Annotated in this window: 18 protein-coding genes; 5 read left to right on the top strand and 13 right to left on the bottom strand. The window is 70.9% G+C overall.

Translation table 11 applies throughout. The features are described 5' to 3' along the window. Positions 1-139 precede the first annotated feature (139 nt). Complete coding sequence (locus ACZ4WQ_RS34775; RefSeq protein WP_398376265.1) at positions 140-820, top strand: response regulator transcription factor; 681 nt, start codon at positions 140-142, stop codon at positions 818-820. Here ACZ4WQ_RS34775 and ACZ4WQ_RS34770 read toward each other — a convergent pair. From ACZ4WQ_RS34770 to ACZ4WQ_RS34725, 10 genes are all read right to left on the bottom strand, one after another. Beyond that, complete coding sequence (locus ACZ4WQ_RS34770) at positions 817-1,800, bottom strand: extracellular catalytic domain type 1 short-chain-length polyhydroxyalkanoate depolymerase (protein ID WP_311726949.1); 984 nt, start codon at positions 1,798-1,800, stop codon at positions 817-819. The genes ACZ4WQ_RS34775 and ACZ4WQ_RS34770 overlap by 4 nt on opposite strands. Positions 1,801-2,193: 393 nt before the next feature. After that, positions 2,194-2,388 (bottom strand): hypothetical protein, encoded by a 195-nt coding sequence (locus ACZ4WQ_RS34765; protein ID WP_398376263.1) that lies wholly within the window; start codon positions 2,386-2,388, stop codon positions 2,194-2,196. A gap of 507 nt (positions 2,389-2,895) precedes the next feature. Then, positions 2,896-3,090: a hypothetical protein gene (locus ACZ4WQ_RS34760; protein WP_398376261.1), complete on the bottom strand. Its 195-nt coding sequence runs from the start codon at positions 3,088-3,090 to the stop codon at positions 2,896-2,898. Continuing rightward, positions 3,087-3,524: a hypothetical protein gene (locus tag ACZ4WQ_RS34755; protein WP_398376259.1), complete on the bottom strand. Its 438-nt coding sequence runs from the start codon at positions 3,522-3,524 to the stop codon at positions 3,087-3,089. The genes ACZ4WQ_RS34760 and ACZ4WQ_RS34755 overlap by 4 nt, the downstream gene beginning before the upstream one ends. A gap of 110 nt (positions 3,525-3,634) precedes the next feature. Further along, positions 3,635-4,861, bottom strand: coding sequence for a helix-turn-helix domain-containing protein (locus ACZ4WQ_RS34750; RefSeq protein WP_398376257.1), 1,227 nt, complete (start codon positions 4,859-4,861; stop codon positions 3,635-3,637). Between the two features lie 317 nt (positions 4,862-5,178). Beyond that, complete coding sequence (locus ACZ4WQ_RS34745; RefSeq protein ID WP_398376256.1) at positions 5,179-7,233, bottom strand: RICIN domain-containing protein; 2,055 nt, start codon at positions 7,231-7,233, stop codon at positions 5,179-5,181. 74 nt (positions 7,234-7,307) lie between these two features. After that, positions 7,308-9,380, bottom strand: coding sequence for a beta-galactosidase (locus ACZ4WQ_RS34740; RefSeq protein ID WP_398376469.1), 2,073 nt, complete (start codon positions 9,378-9,380; stop codon positions 7,308-7,310). 138 nt (positions 9,381-9,518) lie between these two features. Beyond that, entirely contained in the window at positions 9,519-10,859 is a 1,341-nt protein-coding gene (locus ACZ4WQ_RS34735) for an ABC transporter substrate-binding protein (protein WP_398376254.1), read from the bottom strand. Between the two features lie 32 nt (positions 10,860-10,891). Then, on the bottom strand, positions 10,892-11,842 hold the full coding sequence (locus tag ACZ4WQ_RS34730) for a carbohydrate ABC transporter permease (RefSeq protein ID WP_352130783.1): 951 nt from the start codon (positions 11,840-11,842) through the stop codon (positions 10,892-10,894). A gap of 3 nt (positions 11,843-11,845) precedes the next feature. After that, positions 11,846-12,769, bottom strand: coding sequence for a carbohydrate ABC transporter permease (locus ACZ4WQ_RS34725; protein ID WP_358848660.1), 924 nt, complete (start codon positions 12,767-12,769; stop codon positions 11,846-11,848). A gap of 294 nt (positions 12,770-13,063) precedes the next feature. On the opposite strand from ACZ4WQ_RS34725, the gene ACZ4WQ_RS34720 reads away from it, so the two are divergent. Both ACZ4WQ_RS34720 and prcB read left to right on the top strand, forming a co-directional pair. Beyond that, the gene (locus ACZ4WQ_RS34720; protein ID WP_398376252.1) at positions 13,064-14,065 is read left to right on the top strand and encodes a LacI family DNA-binding transcriptional regulator; all 1,002 of its coding nucleotides are present in this window, start codon (positions 13,064-13,066) and stop codon (positions 14,063-14,065) included. Positions 14,066-14,213: 148 nt separating this feature from the next. Continuing rightward, complete coding sequence (prcB, locus tag ACZ4WQ_RS34715; RefSeq protein WP_398376250.1) at positions 14,214-15,059, top strand: proteasome subunit beta; 846 nt, start codon at positions 14,214-14,216, stop codon at positions 15,057-15,059. 92 nt (positions 15,060-15,151) lie between these two features. Here the strand turns inward: prcB and ACZ4WQ_RS34710 are convergent, their stop codons facing one another. Further along, entirely contained in the window at positions 15,152-15,757 is a 606-nt protein-coding gene (locus ACZ4WQ_RS34710) for a phosphatase PAP2 family protein (RefSeq protein WP_398376248.1), read from the bottom strand. Beyond that, positions 15,754-16,419: a DedA family protein gene (locus ACZ4WQ_RS34705; RefSeq protein ID WP_361193700.1), complete on the bottom strand. Its 666-nt coding sequence runs from the start codon at positions 16,417-16,419 to the stop codon at positions 15,754-15,756. Before ACZ4WQ_RS34705 ends, ACZ4WQ_RS34710 begins: the two co-directional genes overlap by 4 nt. A gap of 139 nt (positions 16,420-16,558) precedes the next feature. Here ACZ4WQ_RS34705 and ACZ4WQ_RS34700 point away from each other — a divergent pair, with 139 nt between their 5' ends. Continuing rightward, positions 16,559-16,930 carry a BlaI/MecI/CopY family transcriptional regulator gene (locus ACZ4WQ_RS34700; RefSeq protein WP_311726961.1) on the top strand — a complete coding sequence of 124 codons (372 nt, stop codon included), beginning with the start codon at positions 16,559-16,561 and terminating at the stop codon, positions 16,928-16,930. Then, positions 16,927-17,877, top strand: coding sequence for a M56 family metallopeptidase (locus ACZ4WQ_RS34695; protein WP_398376246.1), 951 nt, complete (start codon positions 16,927-16,929; stop codon positions 17,875-17,877). The genes ACZ4WQ_RS34700 and ACZ4WQ_RS34695 overlap by 4 nt, the downstream gene beginning before the upstream one ends. Here ACZ4WQ_RS34695 and ACZ4WQ_RS34690 read toward each other — a convergent pair. Further along, positions 17,825-19,117, bottom strand: a complete 1,293-nt coding sequence (locus ACZ4WQ_RS34690; RefSeq protein WP_398376244.1) for an aspartate kinase — start codon at positions 19,115-19,117, stop codon at positions 17,825-17,827. The two genes, ACZ4WQ_RS34695 and ACZ4WQ_RS34690, sit on opposite strands and share 53 nt — an antisense overlap. Positions 19,118-19,124: the final 7 nt, after the last annotated feature.

Below are 19,124 nucleotides of genomic sequence, written 5' to 3'. Positions count from 1 at the left end.
CCCGCACGGGGGTGGCGGGCGGCCCCGCCCCGGCCGCCGGGCCGTGCGCCGGCGCCATGGCTCACCATGGTGATGACGGCAGGCCGGCCAATGTGCCGCCGCGCCCCCCGCGCCCCCGAACCGGAAGAAGAACCCGCCCATGACGATCCGCGTCCTGCTCGCCGACGACCAGACCCTGCTGCGGGCCACCTTCCGGATCCTGATCGACTCCTGCGAGGACATGGACGTGGTGGCGGAGGCCGCCGACGGCGGGGAGGCGGTCGCGCTCACCCGCGCGCACGCCCCCGACGTGGTGGTGATGGACATCCGCATGCCCGGCACCGACGGCCTGGCCGCGACCGCGGCCATCTGCGCCGACGCGGATCTGTCGGCGACCCGGGTGCTGATCCTCACCACCTTCGAGACCGACGAGTACGTGGCGCGGGCGCTCCGCTCGGGGGCGAGCGGCTTCCTCGGCAAGGACGTGGGCGCCGAGGAGCTGCTGACCGGCATCCGCACCGTGGCCTCCGGCGACTCCCTCCTCTCCCCCGTGGCCACGCGCACCCTGATCACCCGCTTTCTCGCCGCCCCCGACCCCGAGGCCCCGCTGGCGCCGCCCGAGCTGCTCGCCTCGCTCACCGCCCGCGAGCGGGAGGTGATGGCCCTGGCCGCGGAGGGGAGGTCCAACGCCGAGATCGCCGGGGCGCTGTTCCTCAGCCCGCTGACCGTACGCACCCATGTCCAGCGCGCCATGAACAAGCTGGGGGCGCGGGACCGGGCCCAGCTGGTCGTCATCGCCTACCAGTCCGGCCTCGTACGCCCCGCGCCCCCGCGCGACTAGGGAGTGTCCAGGCCGAAGAAGGTGATGGCCCGGGCGGCCATGCCGGCGAGCGGAAGCGAGTGGCCCGTGCCCTGGACGCTGATGGCCTCGACGGGGGCCCGGTCGCCGGTGGCCCCGTAGCGGGTGCGGGTCCAGTTGGTCTGCGGACGGTCCGTGCTCGCGGGTGTCTGGCTCACCCCGAGGACGTTGGTCCACTGCTTGATCGCCTCACCGAAGTTCGGATAGCGCAGCGTGGCGTCCTCGGTGCCGTGCCACAGCTGCATCCTGGGCCGGGCGCCCGTGTACCCGGGGTAGGCGCCGCGGGCCAGATCGCCCCACTGCTGCGGTGTCTTGATGATCGTGCCGTTGGCGCAGGCGCTGTTCCAGCCGGATCCGTCCGTGGTGGCGAAGCAGCCGAAGGGCACGCCCGCGAACGCGGCGCCCGCCTTGAACACGTCCGGGTAGTCGCCGAGCAGGACGTTGGTCATCATGGCGCCGGAGGAGGCTCCGGTGACATAGACCCGGCTGGGGTCGGCGTTGTTGCGCTGCTGAACGTAGCGGACCATCGACACGATGCCCACCGGGTCGCTGCCGCCGTCGTGCCGCAGCGCCTGCGGCGAGGAGACGTCGAAGCAGTTGCCGCTGCGGGTGGCGGACGGGTAGATGACGATGAAGCCGTAGCGGTCGGCCAGCGAGGCGAACTCGGTCCCGGAGTAGAACGCGGGGCCCGAGCCCGTGCAGTAGTGCACCGCGACCAGGACCGCGGGTCGCGCCGCGACGTTGTTCGGCACGTACAGGTGCATCCTGAGGTTGCTCGGGTTGTTGCCGAATCCGGTCACCTCGGTGAGCGTGGCGGCCGCCGCGGGCGGCGGTGTCAGCAGGAACAGCGACGCGAGCAGCGGCAGGATGCCGCCGAGTAACGCCGCGAGCACGGACCTGGGTGTTCTGCGCCGCCTTCCGGCCACGTCGGTGTTTCCGGCTGACGCGGGGCTGTTGGTCATGTCCCTGTCCTTTCTAAGAGCTATCCCGTGTTGGTGTTGCTGGGTGCGGGGTGCGGTCGTGCCGTTCCGGCGTGGGCCTGGGGCCGCGTGGGTGCGGGTCGGGTCTCGCCCCCATAGCCTTCGGCATGGGACGTACCCCCATGGTTGCCATGGTGCGGGTTCCCGCGTTTCGCTGAGAGGCCCGTTGCCCGGGGAGGTGTGTCCCGGGGCGGTGTGCAGCCGCATGGGTCCGGCCCGTGGAGGGTGCGGCTGAGGCATGGATCTGTGGTGAGTTTGAGACGGCGACACGCCGTCGCTTCGGCGTGTCGCCGTCTCAAACTCACCACAAAATCGCGGGCATTGAGCGTACACCCGACCGTGCACCGCAAGGCAGTGCACGGACGGGGCGATCAGTCAGCCTCGGCTGGCCTCACGGACGCAGTCGGAGCACACCCACTCGGCGCGCGCCACCAGCCGGGTCCGCTCCTTCGGGTGCTTCTCGCACCACCGCGACGGGCCGGACCGGTCGGGCAGGTCTCTCTTGATCAGCATCCCGATCATGGCCCGCGGCTTCAGCGGCTCGTCATCAGGAACTCGCTGGTCCGTCATTTCTCTTCCTCACCGATGGGTGGGCCGCTGGCACAGGGGCGTCCGGGACGGGGGAACCGGACCACCAGCGGCCCACCGGTCTACGTGGCCTCTGTCTGCGGAGCCTTGTGGCAGTCGCAGTCACAGTCACAGCGGATGGTCATGATGAGCACGCCGCGAGTCGCGGGCGGTACCGGCTTCAGCCGGACCTCGTGCGGGCCGCGACAAAGATCGTGAATCTCCTCGGGCGTGGAGTCGGGCTCGGACGTGCACAGGGCGCAGTACGGGGACATACGCCGGGCGCCGACCGGGACGGTCACGATGCCCTCCCTACACGGGCCGCCCGCAGCGCCAAAACCTGGGCAACGCCAGCCGGGACGAGCTCCGGGTCCGACGGCAGGGCAGCGCACACTTCGCACGCGTACCGGATCCATCCCGGCCCTGACGGAGCGGGCAGGTACTGCCGCCCCAGCTCCGGGCCGGTCTTCCGGCAGCAGTAGCAGGCCGCGAAGCGCTCGACCGGGGCACTCATTCCAGGCCCCGCTCTCGGGCGCGCCGGAGGGCGGCGAGCTCGGCGAGCGGGTCCCGCTGCTTCGGGAAGCTGGGCGCGCAGCCGGGGCACGCGTAGGCAGTGCGGCCGCCGCAACTGGCGGAGTGCACGTGCGCCACGATGACCGGCTGGCTGGTGGACTTGTCACAGCGGGCGCAGATCTGGGAGATCACCGCTGAACCTCCTCGCGAGGACCGAGCGCTTCGCGGATCGCGGTCCGCAGCGCCGCGAAGAGGGCCGCCGGGTTGGTGAGGTACCGGTCGTACCGGAGCGGTACGCGCCAGCGCACGCCCGGCCCCGTCTCGAAGCCCAGGGAGGGCACTTCGATGTAGGCGGTCGTTCCCCAGACTTGGATGTTGGGCAGCTGGCTCATGTCCCATTCGGTGGCTGAGCCGGGAGCGATCAACCAGTAGAGGACCTTGTCGAAGGGGTTCTCGATAACCGCGCCCGTCGTCTCGCCCAGCAGGTCGAGAGCGCATTTGCCGATGCCGATGGAGAGGGGGACGCGCACGACGTCCCACGATCGGCCAGCGGGCTGCAGCTGCGTGCTACGGCCGCTGGGCGGCGTCCACGGCGGGACGGGGCGGCTATCGTTCGTCGTCTCCAAGGGAGCTCCCGGCGTCATCAGTGATCAGGTGATGACTGACCGTAAGGGTGCGGCGCGGGGCACAGAGGTACACCCTGTACCCCCTTGCCGAGGGGTACGGTTCGTACCCCTCACGCGGCCACAGGCAGCCCCAACTCCCGACGCAGGCGCTCGGCATCGCGCCGGACCGTAGCCGGGCCGGACTCGGCCAGATCCTCGATGGTCGATCGGGTGAAGAGGTTGAAGCGCGCGGTCTCAGCCGATTCCTCGCACGCCTTACCCAGCAGATGCACCACCGCGACCGGCTCACGCTCCAGGCTGTACGCCCGCGCCGACTCGATCAGGTGGAAACTGCGGCGCGTAGCCGACTCCATCGGCGACACGTCCACTCGCCCGGCCGCCTCGACTGCCCCGCGCCCGCTGACGAGGTCCGCTTCCATAGTGATCGCGTAAGCGTCGACCATGCCCTGCCCGAAGATCAGGTACGGGTGGGCGTAGGTCTTGCCAAGCTTCTTGGCCACCCCGTTGGCGCGGCCCCAGAATCGTTCGGCGTCGCCTCGGCGGCCGACCTTCGCGTAGGACAACGCGGCCGCCAGTTGGAGAAGCCCCCAGCGCGCCAGATCTTCCCGGTCGTCGTCAGGGCGGAGGAGATCGGATGCCTTCATCGCCAGCTCGACGCGGGCATCATGCCTCTCGCCCGCATCCCTAAAAACATGATTCATGTACCAGGCGGCGCACGCGATGGCCTTCGGGCTGTCCGCGTCCTGCGCTGCGGACATTGCCCGGTCGCCGGTGAGCATCACCAGCTCGGGCACGGGCTGAAAGGACAGGTAGAGCTGGACGAGGTGGTACGTCTCGGCGAGGGCGGCGAGCACGCGGCGCCGGTCCGTGCCTTCGTAGACGCGTGCGGCATGCTGGAGATCGGCGAGGAGGTCCGGCAGCACGACGGCGATGCGCGTCCTGTGCTCGCCGATGCCGTGCCACAGCTGCCACGCCTGCCGCACGCTCGACAGGAGGACGTCGACTGGCTCCGGTTCCTCATCGTGGTCGTTGAAGTGATAGCTCGTGAGCGCTGCCTTGACGGCGGGTAGGGCGTTATGCACGGCCCTGGCGTAGCTGGAGGTAGTCAGGCGCTCGTCGCCGGTCAGCTCTGCGAGGTCTTCCACACCAAGGACATCGGCGAGGCGGAGCAGCAGCGGGAGGCGTGGGACGCCGAGGCGCCCAGCCTCGATGGCCTTGACCCATTCCGCGCTGCGCCCGATGAGGCCGCCGACGACGGGGCGTGTCTGTCCGTTGCGTTCGCGGCGCTTCTTCACGCGTTGGCCGAATGTGCTGGGAGTGTCGTTGCTTTCGGGCATACTGAACTCCGTTCTGAACTCGACACTCAGACGGTACTCCCGGGCCAGCCGGGATTGCAGCGATCGGCCTCCATATCACCGTGGGGGCCGTCGTGCTTCCGAGGCATGACGAAAGCCCCCTCGCCAGGCGCGGAGGCCAGCGAGGGGGCACAGGGCGGATGGCGGCACCACAACAGCGACCTCCGGCTGGATACGGGTCGCCGTGGACGGCCATCCGTACGGTGGCCGGAGGGCGCTGTGGTGGCTCATCGAGGCCGCCGGCGGCTACGACATCGACCTGCCGTGACCGCGTCGGCCTGCGCTGACGATGGCGCCGGTCAGCTCACGTCGGTCACCTTCCAGCGCTGGTTGGCGCCGGAGTTGGGCTGCCAGGTGGAGACCGCGGCCCCGTCCTGCGTGGACTGGCCGGAGACCTCCAGCAGCCTGCCGGTGGCGGCGTTGACAAGGGTCCAGGTGGAGTCTCCGGTGGTCGACATGATCCACTGGGTGGCCTGGTCGCGGGTGCCCTGGTCGGGCTCCAGGACCGCGGCGCCGTCACGGACGGCAAGGCGCTTGCCGTCCGTCGGGTTGGTGAACACGTACCGCTGCCGGTTGCCCTCGCCGCTGATCTGGCGGAGCTGCCAGCGCTGGGTGGTGTCGGCCGCGTCGGCGCTCGCGGTCTTGATGACGAGCCCGGTGCCGCCCTCCGCGACGGTGAGTTCCTTGCCGCTCTGGGCGCCGGTCAGCCGGTAGGTGTGGCCCTCGCGCAGCAGCGCGGCGTCCTTCGCGGTACCGGAGACCCCCTTGACGAGGAAGGAGGTCACCGATTCGGCAGGCACGGTGAAGGTGGCGCGCCGGTCGGTGACCCGGATCGGGCGGTGCCGCTCCAGCTTGCCCTCGGCGCTGGTCACGACCGGGGTGACGGCGGCGCCGCGGGAGACGTCGGCGAACTTGGACAGGTCGATGGTGACCGTGCGCTCGGCGGTGGTGCGGTTGACATGGACGACGGTGGCGCGGTTGCCGCGCTGGGAGACGGCGGCAGCGCTGGAGGTGTCGTCGACCTTCACCAGCCGGTCCCCGGGCTTGATGTAGTGGGTGAAGTTCCGGGCGGTGTCGAACTTGGTGTTGGTGCGGATCGGGCAGGACTTCAGGGTGTCCTGGGAGGTGCAGCTGAAGGGGAGCTGGATGCTGCCCCAGTTGCCGCCCTTGGCGGACTCCCCGCCGGGCTTCATGTTGTCGTAGTCCTCGACGGGCTGCCAGAAGACCCAGGCGCGGGGTTCGAGTTCCCGCAGGTCGTCGACGATGTGCTGGGCCAGTCCGAGGCCGGGCCTCATGTCCTGGAAGTCCTGGCCGTCGCCCCAGTCGCCCTCGACCTCGCTCATCCACAGCGGCTTGTCGGCCGCCTTGGCCAGGTCGCGCACGGTGGTACGGCCGCCGGTGCCGTAGGTGTGCACGTTCATCTGGCCGACGAGGTCACGCACCTCCTGCGGGTAGGTGTTCCAGTTCTGGGCGAAGATGTTCGGGTTGGTCTCGTCCATCGCGGAGATCTTCGCGCCGGTCCTGGCCTTCTTCAGGGCGGGTGCCAGGGCGCGGATCACCTTCTGCTGGAGTTCGGGGCCGATGTGGGCCCCTTCCTGACGGCCGCCGACCGGCTGGCCGTCGGCTCCCAGACGGGTGCTCCAGTAGTTGGTGTTGGGCTCGTTGAAGGGGTCGACGGTGTCGACCTTGATGTCGTGCGCCTTCTCCAGCCGCTTCGTGGCGCCGGCCAGGTAGGCGGCGAAGTCGTCGACGGATTCGGTCTTGAGCTGGTCGATGGTGGCGTTGAAGCCGCCGGAGACATAGCCGCTGGTGGTCATGAACCAGGGCGGGGAGTTGCTGAACGTCTCCCAGTGGTCGATGTCGCCCTTGATCCGGTCCACCCACCAGCGCTGCTTCGCGTCGGCGTCGGGGTTCCAGTCGGCGGGGTCGTCGGCGCTCCACCAGTCGGTGTCCTCGCGGGTGGTGCCCTCGGGCGCCTTCCACCAGCCCGGGACCGCCCCTCCGGCGCGGAGGTAGTCCTTGACGTCCGGGGCGTTGCCGCCGCCGATGTTGTAGCGGGCGATGTTGAGGGCGAGGCCGTCGTCACCGAAGAGGAGCGAGGCCAGCTTCTGGCGTATCTCCTCGGGGTAGCCGCCGGTGGCGTTGGCGAACCACACCAGGCTGGTGCCCCAGCCCTCGAACTTCTGCTGCTGGTAGGAGGGGTCGGGCGAGACGGTCACGGAGGCGGCCGCGGCCGTCGGCTGGGCCTCTGCCCGTGCCTGCGGTGACGGTGCGGTGATCAGGGCGGCGCCGGTGGCCAGGGCCGTGACGCCGATGGCCCCCAGGAGCCGTGGTGTGCGGGTACGGCGTTCCATCGTGTGCTCCCAACTCGTATGTGGTCGCTTCGGTGGGACGGCATGCCCAGCGGACATGCCCGTGTGGGGGGGTGTCAGGAGGCGGGCTGTCGCAGCACGGCGACTTCCCGCGGCCGCAGGGTGAGCGAGCCGTCGGCGGCCGTGGCGCCGCCGGTCAGCGGCTCCCCGGTGAGGCCGTCCAGGCTCACCTGCTCGTCGGTGCGGTTGACGAGGAAGAGGTAACGGGCGTCGGCGTTGCGGCGCACCGTCAGCTCGACGCGCCCGCGCACCTCGGCGGGCAGCTCGCTGTGGACTCCGGCGCCCTCCAGCAGGCCCGGCAGGAGGCGGGTGAGGCCGTCGGCGCCCAGCCGGGTGGAGACATACGCGGCCGAGCCCTCGCCCACCGCGCGGCGGGTGACGGCGGGGCGGCCGGCCTGGTTGCCGGTGCGGTAGTGGGCGAGGATGCGTACGCCGTCGGGGTCGGTGACGGTGATCCGGTCGGTCCACAGGGTGCCGGTGGCCGGCCCTTCCGCCCCGTCCGGGCCGTCCAGTTCGACGGTGTCCCCGGCGAGCAGCGGGCCGAACTCCTCGATGCGGATGCCCAGCAGCTCGCGCAGGGCCCCGGGGTAGCCGCCCAGCCAGATGTGGTCGTTCTCGTCGACGACGCCGGAGAAGTACGTGGTGACCAGGTGGCCGCCCGTCTCGGCGTACCGGGTGAGCTCCTTGGCCAGGGCCTGGGGCACCACGTGCAGCACGGGCGCGATCAGCAGCCGGTACTCGCCGAGGTCGGCCCGGGTGGTGATGACATCGGCGCGGATGCCCAGCGCGAGGAGGGCGGAGTACCAGTCGAGGGCCTCCTGCCGGTAGTTGAGCAGGGAGCTGGGGTGGGAGTCCTGCTCGCTGGCCCACCACGAGTCCCAGTCGTATACGATCCCGACCCGCGCCCGCTCGCGCTCGGCCCCGGCGACCGGCGCCAGCGCCTGGAGGGTGGCGCCCAGCTCGGTGACCGCGCGGAACACCTCGCTGTCGGCCCCGGCGTGCGGCACCATCGCCGAGTGGTACTTCTCGGCCCCGGCCGCCGATTGCCGCCACTGGAAGTAGCAGACCGCGTCGGCGCCGTGCGCGACATGCAGCAGGGAGTCGCGGGCGAGGTCCCCGGGGCGCTTGGCCAGGTTGACCGGCTGCCAGTTGACCGCGCTGGTGGAGTGCTCCATCAGGAACCAGGGGCGCCCGCCGGAGATGCCGCTGGTGAGGTTGGCGGAGAAGGACAGCTCATCGCGGTCCTGGGGGCCGGGGAGGACGTAGTGGTCGTTGGAGACGAAGTCGATCTCGTCGGCCCAGTCGGCGTAGTTCATCCCCTTGGTCTCGCCCATCACCATGAAGTTGGTGGTGACGGGCGTTCCGGGGGTGAGCTCGCGCAGGATGTCGCGCTCCGCGCGCAGATACTCCTTCAGCGCGTCGGAGGAGAAGCGCTTGAAGTCCAGCTGCTGGGTGGGGTTGGGGTGGGACGCGGCGAGCCGGGGCGGCAGGATCTGGTTCCAGTCGCTGTAGCGCTGGGACCAGAAGGCCGTGCCCCAGGCGTGGTTGAGCGCATCGAGGGTCTCGTAGCGCGCCCGCAGCCAGTCGCGGAAGGCGCGGGCGGCGTCGTCGGAGTAGTCGTAGATGTTGTGGCAGCCCAGCTCGTTGGAGACATGCCAGGCCACCAGGGCGGGGTGGTCGGCGTAGCGCTCGGCCATCCGGGTCACCAGGCGCAGCGCGTGCTCACGGAAGACCGGGGAGGTGGGGCGCCAGTGCTGCCGCGCGCCCGGCCACAGCGTCTCGCCGGAGGCGGTCACCGGGAGGATCTCCGGGTGCGCGGTGGTGAGCCAGGGCGGCGGGGACGCGGTGGCGGTGGCCAGGTCGACGCCGATGCCGCCCGCGTGCAGCAGGTCCATGACCTCGTCGAGCCACTCGAAGTCCCACTGGTCCCGGGCCGGCTGGATGCGGGCCCAGGAGAAGATCGCCACCGAGACGACGTTGACGCCGGCCTGTCGCATCAGCCGGACGTCCTCCTCCCACACCTCGCGCGGCCACTGCTCGGGGTTGTAGTCGGCGCCGAAGAGGAGGCGGGGGGAGGTGGGGTCACCGTCCGCCCCGTGCGGCAGCCGGGAGAGGAGGGTGGAGATCATGGTGGTCCTTCCGGAGTACCGCACGGGGCGGCGCGGCGTTGGTGCTGGTGGTGCCGGGGTGGTGCCGGTGGAGCTGGTGATGCTCAGGGCGTACGGCAGCAGGGACCGCGGCATCGCGTTCCCTGCTGCCGTAGGGCCTTACTCGGAGACCGTGAAGCCCTGCTCCTTGCCGTACTTGACCGAGGCGTCCTGCCAGGCCTTCAGCCCCTTGGCCAGCGGGGTGTTCGAGACATAGGCCTTGCCGACGCTGTCGTTGAAGATCGAGTTGGCGTACACCTGGTAGGGGAGGTACGACCAGCCGCTGCCGACGTTCGCGGCCGAGTCGGCGAAGATCTTGTTGGCCTTCTGCCCGCCGAAGTACGGGAACTCGGTGTTCTGGAACGCCTCGGACTGGAGGTCGGCCGTGGTCGCCGGGAAGGCACCGCCCTTGAGCCGGGTCTGCACGCCCTTGCCGGCGTTCGCGTACTCGGCGAAGGCGTAGGCCAGTTCCTTGTTCTTGCCCGCCGAGGGCAGGGCCAGCGAGCTGCCGCCGTTCTCCGCGGTGGTCTTGTCGCCCTTGGTCCACTGCGGCAGCGGGGCCACACGCCAGTCGCCGGAGGCGTTCTTCACACCGGAGACGAAGTTGGCGGGCATCCAGGCGCCGGTGGTCAGGGTGGCGATGCTGCCGTCGCCCAGCCCCTTGTACCAGTCGTCGGTCCAGCCGCTGACGGGCGACAGCAGCTTCTCGTCGATGAGCTTCTGCCAGGTCTTGGTGTAGGTGGCGGCGCCCTTGTCCGAGAAGTTGATCTTCACGTTGGTGCCGTCGACCTGGTACGGGCGCGAGCCGGCCTGCCACAGCAGGCTGGTGGTCATGCCCGCGTCGCCGGTGTCGCTGGTGATGTAGACCTTCGGGTCGGCCTTGTGCAGCTTGCGCGCCGCGTCGACGTACTCGTCCCAGGTGGTGGGCACCGCGACCTTGTACTTGTCGAAGACCTTCTTGTTGTAGAACAGCGCCATCGGGCCGGAGTCCATGGGCAGCGCGTAGATCTTGTCGCCGGACTTCACCGAGTTCCACGGGCCGGGCGAGTAGGTCTTGGAGAGCTTGTCGGCGCCGTAGCCGGACAGGTCGGTCACGGCCTTGGTCAGCGAGAACTGGCCCAGCGCGTAGTACTCGATCTGCGCGACGTCCGGGACGCCCTTCTTCGCCGCTATGGCGTTCTGGAGGGCGGTGTACTGGTCCTTGTTCGTACCCGCGTTGACGAGGTTGACGTGGACCTTGGGGTGTTCCTTCTCGAAGTCCTTGACGACCTGCTTGAGCGTGGGCTCCCAGGCCCAGACCGTGATCGAGCCGCCCTTCTTCAGAGCCGCCTGGATGTCCCCGGCGGAGACCTTCTCGCCACTGGAGCCGTCGTCGTCGGAGCCGCCGCAGGCGGTCGCTCCCAGGGCGAGGGCACAGACGAGGCCGATGCCGCGCAGCAGGCGGCGCGTGTTCTTGGGCATGGTGCTTCCACTTCTTCGTGGTGGGGTGAGGGTTATTCCTTGACGCTTCCGGCGGCGAGTCCGGACTGCCAGTACTTCTGCAACAGCAGGAAGGCGGCGATCAGGGGGAGGATGGTGATCACCGAGCCGGTGATCACCAGGTTGAAGACGGCTTCACCACCGGCCGTCTGGGCCTGGGCGTTCCAGCTGTTCAGCCCCAGGGTCAGCGGGTACCAGTTCGGATCCTTGAGCATGATCAGCGGCAGGAAGAAGTTGTTCCAGGTCGCGACCATCGTGAACAGCAGCACGGTCACGATGCCCGGCGCCAGCAGCGGCAGGCTGACCTGGAAGAAGGTGCGCAGCTCGCTCGCCCCGTCGATGCGGGCGGCCTCCAGCAGCTCGTCGGGGATGGCCTCGGTGGCGAAGACCCACATCAGATACAGGCCGAAGGGCGAGATGAGCGAGGGGACGATCACCGCCCAGGGGGTGTTGGTCAGCCCCATCTTGCTGAACATCAGGAAGGTGGGGACCGCCAGGGCGGTGGTCGGCACGGCGACGGCCCCGATGACGACGGCGAACACGGCGCGCTTGCCGGGGAAGGTGAACTTCGCCAGGGCGTAGCCGCCCAGGACCGCCAGGAAGGTGGCGCCACCGGCGCCGAGCCCCACATACAGCAGGGTGTTCAGCAGCCAGCGGACGAAGACGCCGTCGTTGTAGGTGAAGGTCTCACGGATGTTGTCCCACAGGGCGAAGTGGTCGGCAAACCACAGCCCGGAGGAGTCGGCCAGCCCTTCCTGGGTCTTGGTGGAGCTGATGACCAGCCATATCAGCGGCACCAGGGAGTACAGCAGCACCAGACCGGTCAGCACGGTCAGCAGCACGCTGCGGCGGGGGCGGCGCCTTTCGGCGGCCTTGCGCGGGGTGCGCAGCCGGGGCGCGTGGCCGGCGGATCCGGTCCGGGCGGACGCCTTGGCCTTGGAAGCGGTGGTGGCGGGGCTGCTCATGGTTCAGGCTCCCTTGCGCATGCCGCGAAGCTGGACGACATAGGCGACGACCATGGTGATCAGCCCCATGACGATGGCGACCGTCGCGGAGTAGTTGTGCTGCTGGCCGTTGAAGGACAGCGTGTACGTGTAGTAGTTGGGGGTGTAGTCGGTGGTGATCGCGTTGGGCGCCAGGGGCTTCAGGATGCTCGGCTCGTTGAACAGCTGGAAGCTGCCGATGATCGAGAAGATCGTCGCGATGACGAGGGCGCCGCGGATCGCGGGGAGCTTGATGGCGGTGATGACGCGGAGCTGTCCGGCGCCGTCGATCTCCGCCGCCTCGTACAGGGAGTGCGGGATCACCCGCAGCGCCGAGTAGAAGATCAGCATGTTGTAGCCGACGAACTCCCAGGTGACGATGTTGCCGATCGACGCCAGGACCAGGTCGGGCGAGAGCGGATCGGGCAGCGAGACACCGAAGGCGTCGTTGATGTCCCCCACCAGCCCGAAGCGGGTGCCGTACATGAAGGCCCACATCAGCGTGGCCACCACGGCGGGCACCGCATAGGGCAGGAAGATCGAGATCCGGAAGAAGTTCTTGCCGTACAGCCGCCCGCTGTCCAGCGCGAGCGCGACGAGCAGGGCGATGCCCAGCATGATCGGCACCTGGACCGCCAGGAACAGCCCCACCCGGGTCACTCCGGACCAGAACTGGTCGTCCTGGAGCGCCTGCTGGTAGTTGTCAAGACCTACGAAGGTGTTGCCGCCGATCAGCTTGTCCTGGAAGAGGCTGAGGTAGATCGAATACCCGATGGGAGCCAGGAAGACCAGGGCGAAGACCGCCACGAAGGGGCCGACGAACCCCCACCCCGTCCAGGACCGTCGGTCCCGTTTCAGCGAAGCCCGTGCCGTGCGGTCCACGGCCGCCGGCGGTTGCAGCGTCGTCATGTCGATCCTCGTTCATCCCTCTTCGGAGCCCGGAGGCCCGGCGCCCACGCAATGTTTACGTAAACATCACGCCCTGGAAAAGACCTTGACGGGTGTTATGTTTACGTAAACATCTGGTGGCGGCATGTCTACACTGCCCGAATGTCGACGGTCAAGGGTCGTCGTACGACGATTCCGCAACACTGCGGATAAAAGGGGGCAAGGGTGGACGCAACAGACAGCGAATCGGCGAGTACACCACAGGCCCGGGTGGGGGCCCGCACACGCGCCGACCGACGGGTCCAGCGCGCTTCCATGGCGGACGTGGCCCGCCTGGCCGGTGTCTCCTCGCAGACCGTCTCCCGGGTCGCCAACGGCTACTCGGGCGTGACGGAAGAGACCCGGCGACAGGTGCTGGCGGCGATGAAGGAGCTGGGCTACCGGCCCAACAGCGCCGCCCGGGCGCTCAAGCGCGGCGAGTTCCGCACCATCGGCGTCATCACGTTCTCCCTTGCCACCACCGGCAATGTGCGCACCCTGGAGGCGATCGCCACCTCCGCGGCCCACGAGGGCTACGCCGTGACACTCCTGCCCGTCGCGGTCCCCACCCAGGACGAGGTGCGCGGCGCCTTCTCCCGGCTGGGGGAGCTCGCCGTCGACGCCGTCATCGTCATCATGGAGGTGCATCTGCTCGACTCGGCCACCGTCTCGCTGCCGCCCAACGTCCAGGTGGTCGTGGTCGATTCGGACGCCGGAGACCGCTACTGCGTGGTCGACACCGACCAGGCGGGCGGCACCCGCGCCGCCGTGCGCTATCTGCTCGACCTCGGCCACCGCACGGTGTGGCACCTGGCCGGCCCGGAGGCGTCCTTCGCCGCACAGCGCCGCGCCGACGCGTGGCGCGCCACCCTCACCGACGCGGAGTGTGCCCCGCCGCCCCTGGTCCGGGGCGACTGGTCGGCGGAGTCCGGCTACCGGGCCGGACTCCGCCTCGCCGACGAGGCCGACTGTACGGCGGTGTTCGCCGCCAACGACCAGATGGCGCTGGGCCTGTTGCGAGCCCTGCACGAGCGCGGCAGGAGGGTCCCGGAGGATGTGAGCGTCATCGGCTTCGACGACATCCCCGAGGCCGGTTCCTTCCTGCCGCCCCTGACCACCGTCCACCAGGACTTCGCCGAGGTCGGGCGGCGCTGTGTCGAGGGGGTGCTCCGGCAGATGCGCGAGGAGGTGCCGGAACACGGCACCACGCTCGTCCCGACGGAACTCGTGCGGCGCGGCAGCACCGCGCCACCGCCGGCCCGCCACCTCCGTCCGTAGGGTCGGGTGAGCCCTGCCTCCGACAGAGCCTCCGCCGCAGGCAGGCGCCGCACAACTGCCGTGCGTCTCTCCATGGATTGCCCGGGGCGGGGGTTGGGTAATGTGCGGCAAGCGGAAGCCGCCGATGCCTCTGGGGAAGGGAACGCGCATGTCGTTCGACGCGCTGATGAAGGGCGGCCTGCCGCCCGCGTTCCTGGCCCCCGAGACCTCCTCCTTCCTGGATTTCCTCAAGGCCCAGGCTCCGCAGCTGCTGCCTGCGGAGCGTCAGTACCCGCCCGCCCGGGGCGACTTCGAGGCACCCCACGGCACGACCGTGATCGCGGCGACGTATGCGGACGGCGTGCTGGTGGCCGGCGACCGGCGCGTCACGTCGGGCAACCTCATCGCGCACCGTGAATACGAGAAGGTCTTCCCGGCCGATGGACACTCCGCCATCGCCATCGCGGGCACCGCGGGCCCGGCGGTGGAACTCGTCAGGCTCCTCCAGCTGGAACTCGAGCACTACGAGAAAATAGAAGGCACGGCCCTCTCCCTGGACGGCAAGGCCAACCGGCTGACCAAGATGGTCCGTGACAATCTCGAGATGGCGATGCAGGGCATGGCGGTGGTCCCGCTGTTCGCCGGCTACGACGTGCACAAGGGGCGCGGGCGCGTCTTCTCCTACGACGTCACCGGCAACCGCTCCGAGGAGCGCGGCTTCGCCACCACCGGATCGGGCTCGGTCCACGCCCGGGGCTCACTGAAGAAGCTCTACCGGGAGGGCATGCCGGAGCGCGACATCGTCACGGCCGTCGTGCAGGCGCTCTACGACGCGGCCGACGAGGACTCCGCCACCGGCGGCCCCGATCTCACCCGGCGGCTGTTCCCGCTCATCGCCCTCGTCACCGAGGACGGATACCGGCGGATCGGCCAGGACGAGGTGGCCGCGGTCGCGCGGGCCGTCGTCGAGGGGCGCCACACGGCGCCCGACGGGCCGCGGGCCCCGACCCTGTAGCCCGGCGAGCTTCCGCCCCGGTCCCGGCATCGAGCCCCCGAGGGCCGCCCGGTGACCGCCAGGTGACCAGCCGCCACCGACACCCGCACGGGCTACGACACGGTCAGCAGCGGCCGTAGCCGCGTCGCCGCCAGGCGCCGCGCCAGGGCTTGTGGCCTGTGGTGCAGGGCGGCGCCCAGGGCCAGGGCCACCACCGCCCCGATCACCAGCCCGGCGGCGACATCGTGCGGATAGTGCGCCCCCACCCACACCCGGGACGCCCCCATCGCCAGGGCGGCGACGGTGGCCACCGCGCCGAGCCGCGCCGAGACGAACCACAGCGCCGCCGCGGCGGCCGCGGCCAGCGCCGCGTGGTTGCTGGGGAAGGACCAGTCGCCCGGCGCCGGGCAGGCCTCGAGGACGGCCCGGTGCAGGGTCTGGCACGGGCGGTCCTCGCGCACCACCTGCTTCAGCGCGTCGTTCACCCCGTACGCCAGCAGCACCAGCACCGGGGCGGCCAGGGCCTGCACGGCCGCCTCGGGGCCGCTGCGGCGGGCGCGCCACCAGCCCGCCAGCATCAGCACCGCGAACAGCGCGAGCCCGTAGGTGGACCAGACCGAGATCGTGGTGTCCAGCCAGCCGGGGGTGCGATGCGCCAGATCCACCACCGCGGTGTACGCGGAGCCGTCGATACCGGAGCCGTCGTAGGCGAGCGTCATCGGCCGGCCTCCTTACGCCGCGCGGTCCGGGCGCGCAGCAGCTCTGCGGCCAGCGGCAGCAGGGACACCACCACGATCAGCGCGATGAGCGGAAGCAGATAGCGGTCGACGTTCGGGATGGACGACCCCAGCGCGAATCCGGCGATCACCAGCCCCTGCGTCCACAGCAGCCCGCCCGCCGTCTGCCACACCGCGAAGGTCCGCGGCGGCACACCGAGCGCGCCCGCCATCGGGTTCAGGACCGTGCGCACCACCGGCACGAACCGGGCCAGCACCACCGCCCGCGCGTATCCGTAGCGATCCAGCAATTCCCCGGCCCGGTCTGCGCCCGCCCGCAGCCGGGGCGAGCGGCCCCGGGCCAGCAGCGTGGCGCCCGCCCGGCGGCCGAGCAGATAGCCGCACTGGGCGCCGAGGAGCGCCCCGACGGCGGATGCGACCATGACTCCGGGCAGCGAGAGCCTGAGCCCGCCCGACGTACCGGCGGTGCACAGCAGCCCGGCGGTGAAGAGCAGCGAGTCCCCGGGGAGGAAGAACCCGATCAGCAGCCCGGTCTCGGCGAACAGCACCACGGCGATGCCGAGCACCCCGAATGCGGACAGCAGGGACTGGGCGTCCAGGATGTTCACCGCGAGGGGTGGGCCTGCGGACAGGTCGAGGGTCACGGGCGCGGTCCCTTCGGCGGACGTACGGAACGGAACAGAACAGCACGGAAACGGAGCGAGGCCCTCGGGCCGCGCGACGACTACAATCCAGTAGACCGTCTACGACACTGTAGACGAAGAGGGGAGAGGTGGCATGCCGATGGCCGGCAAGCAGCCCGAGCGCAGACCCGCGGGTGAACTGGAGGCGACCGTGATGGCCGCGCTCTGGGCCGCCGCCGGGCCGCAGAGCCCCGGTCAGGTGCAGCGGAGCCTGGAGACGTCACTGGCCCGTACGACGGTGACCACGATCCTGACCCGGCTGTACGAGAAGGGGGTCATCGACCGGAAGCGGTCCGGGCGCGGCTTCGTCTACTTCCCCCTCCAGGACGCCCACGGGCTGACCGCCCGCCGCATGCACCAGGAGCTCGACCGCGACGAAGCCCGCGAGGTCGCCCTGGCCCGCTTTGTCGACCAGCTCAGCGACGACGACGAGCGCCTGCTCAGGGAGCTCCTCGAAGCGGGTGATCAATGATCGCCCCGCTGCTGGTCGCGCCGCTGGTCCCGCTGCTCGTGCCCTGCGCCGTACCGCCCCTGGCCCGGCGCGCCGTCGCCCGGCTGGCCCCCGCCGCCGCCCTGTGGTGCCTGACCGCGACCACGGTGGTGCTGGCCGTGTGCTCGCTGGCCGCGCTCGGCACCCTCACGCTGTACGGCCTGCTGGCCCTCCCCCCGTTCGCCACCCTCGGGGAGCTGATCCATCCGCTCGGCTCCGCGCCCGGCCTGCTTCCGCTCGCCGCGGCGGCCACCGGGGCGCTGGCGGTGTGCGCCTGGGCGCTGCCGCGCTCCGCGGCGCGCCTGATCGGGGAGTACCACGAGGCCAGGAAGGCGGCGGACACCCAGCCCACGGCCGGCGACCTCTGTGTGATCGACAGCCCCGACCCCGACGCCTACGCCCTGCCCGGCAGTCCGGGCCGGATCGTGGTGACCACCTCCATGCTCCGCAGCCTCAGCCCGGCCGAGCGCGAGGCGCTGTTCGCCCATGAGCGGGCGCACCTCAGCGCCCGCCATCACTACCATCTGGCCGCCGTCGGGCTCGCCGCGCACTGCCACCCCGGGCTGCGCCCGGCGGGCGCCGCCGTGCGGCTCGCCGCGGAGCGCGCCGCCGACGAGGCGGCGGCCGCCGCCACCGGCGACCGGCAGCTCACGGCCCGGGCCATCGGCCGTGCGGCCCTCGCCACCCGCGCGGCCCGGCGCCGCCCCACCGTGGCCCCGGCCGCCACCTCCGGGCCGGTGCCGCAGCGGGTCGCGGCGCTGCTGCGGCCGCCGCTCCCCGGTGTCCGTGGCAGGAGGCACCTCGCGGCGGTGGCCGCAGGGGTGCTCCTCGCGCTCTGCGCCTGCCTCTCGCTCGCCGGCGCGGGGGCCGGAGCGATCAGCCTCCACCAGAGCGTCGAGATCGCCCAAGGAGAGCGACCGGGCGGCTGAGCCCGCGGGCTCCGCCGACAAGGGCCCGGTGCACGGCGCGTACGGCGTCCACGAGCCGGGAGGCGGGGCACAGCGCGGAGATCCGGGTGTCCGTCGCGGAGAAGCTCTCGAAGGGCACCCCCGCCCCGGCCAGCGTGTCGCGGAGCGTCGCGCACACATCGGCGCGCGTCAGCAGGCCGGACCCGACGATCGAGACCTTGCCGACGCGGTCGCGGTAGGTCACCCGCTCGTATCCGAGCTCTCTGCGGTGGATCCGCAGAGCGGTCATCGCGGCGGCGGCGTCCGTCCTGGGCAGGGCCAGCGCGACGTCCGCGCTCCGTCCGTCCGGGCGCGGCACGCCGTGCGACTCGACCACCTCGATACCGGCGTCGGCCAGGACTCCGTGGACCCGCCCCGCGGACCGGTCGCCGTCCGGGACGCCGAACACGGTGATCTTCACGCCGGACATGTCATGGGCCACGCCCGTCACGGCGGCGGCCTCCGCTCCCGGGTCCCCGGCCTCGTCCGAAGCCTCGTCCGAGATGACGGTGCCGGGGCGGTCGTCGAAGGACGAGCGGACATGGACGGTCACACCGTGCCGGCGGGCGTACTCCGCGCTGGGCAGCGCCAGCACCCGCGCGCCACCGGCCGCCATCTCGCACATCGCCTCATGGGTGAGCCGGCCGAGCGGCCTGGCCTCCGGCACGATGCCGGGGTCGGCCGTGAAGACACCGGCCACATCGGTGTAGATCTCGCACACATCGGCCTTGAGGGCCGCGGCGAGCGCGACCGCCGTCGTGTCGGACCCGCCCCGGCCCAAGGTGGTCACCTCATCGGTTTCCCCGCACACCCCCTCGAAACCCGTGACCAGCGCGATCGCCCCCCGGTCGAGCGCCTGCCGCACCCGCCCCGGCCGGACCTCGACGATCTGCGCCCGGCCGTGGTCCGAGGTCGTCAGCACACCGGCCTGCCGTCCGGAGAAGGAGTACGCCGGGGCGCCCAGCGCGTGGATCGCCATCGCGGTCAGCGCGCTGGACACCCGCTCACCCGTGGTCAGCAGCGCGTCCAGTTCGCGCGCGGCCGGCAGGGGGTCCACCTCGCGGGCGAGCCTGAGCAGCTGATCGGTGGTCCGGCCCATGGCGGACACCACCACGACCACGTCATGGCCCGCGTCATGGGCCGCGACAACACGTTCGGCGACACACGTGATCCGCTCGGTGGTCGGCACCGAGGAGCCGCCGTACTTCTGGACGATGAGCATCGGGCCC

Source organism: Streptomyces sp. NPDC028305 (assembly GCF_055569495.1).
This window is presented reverse-complemented; position numbering and strand designations above follow the sequence as displayed.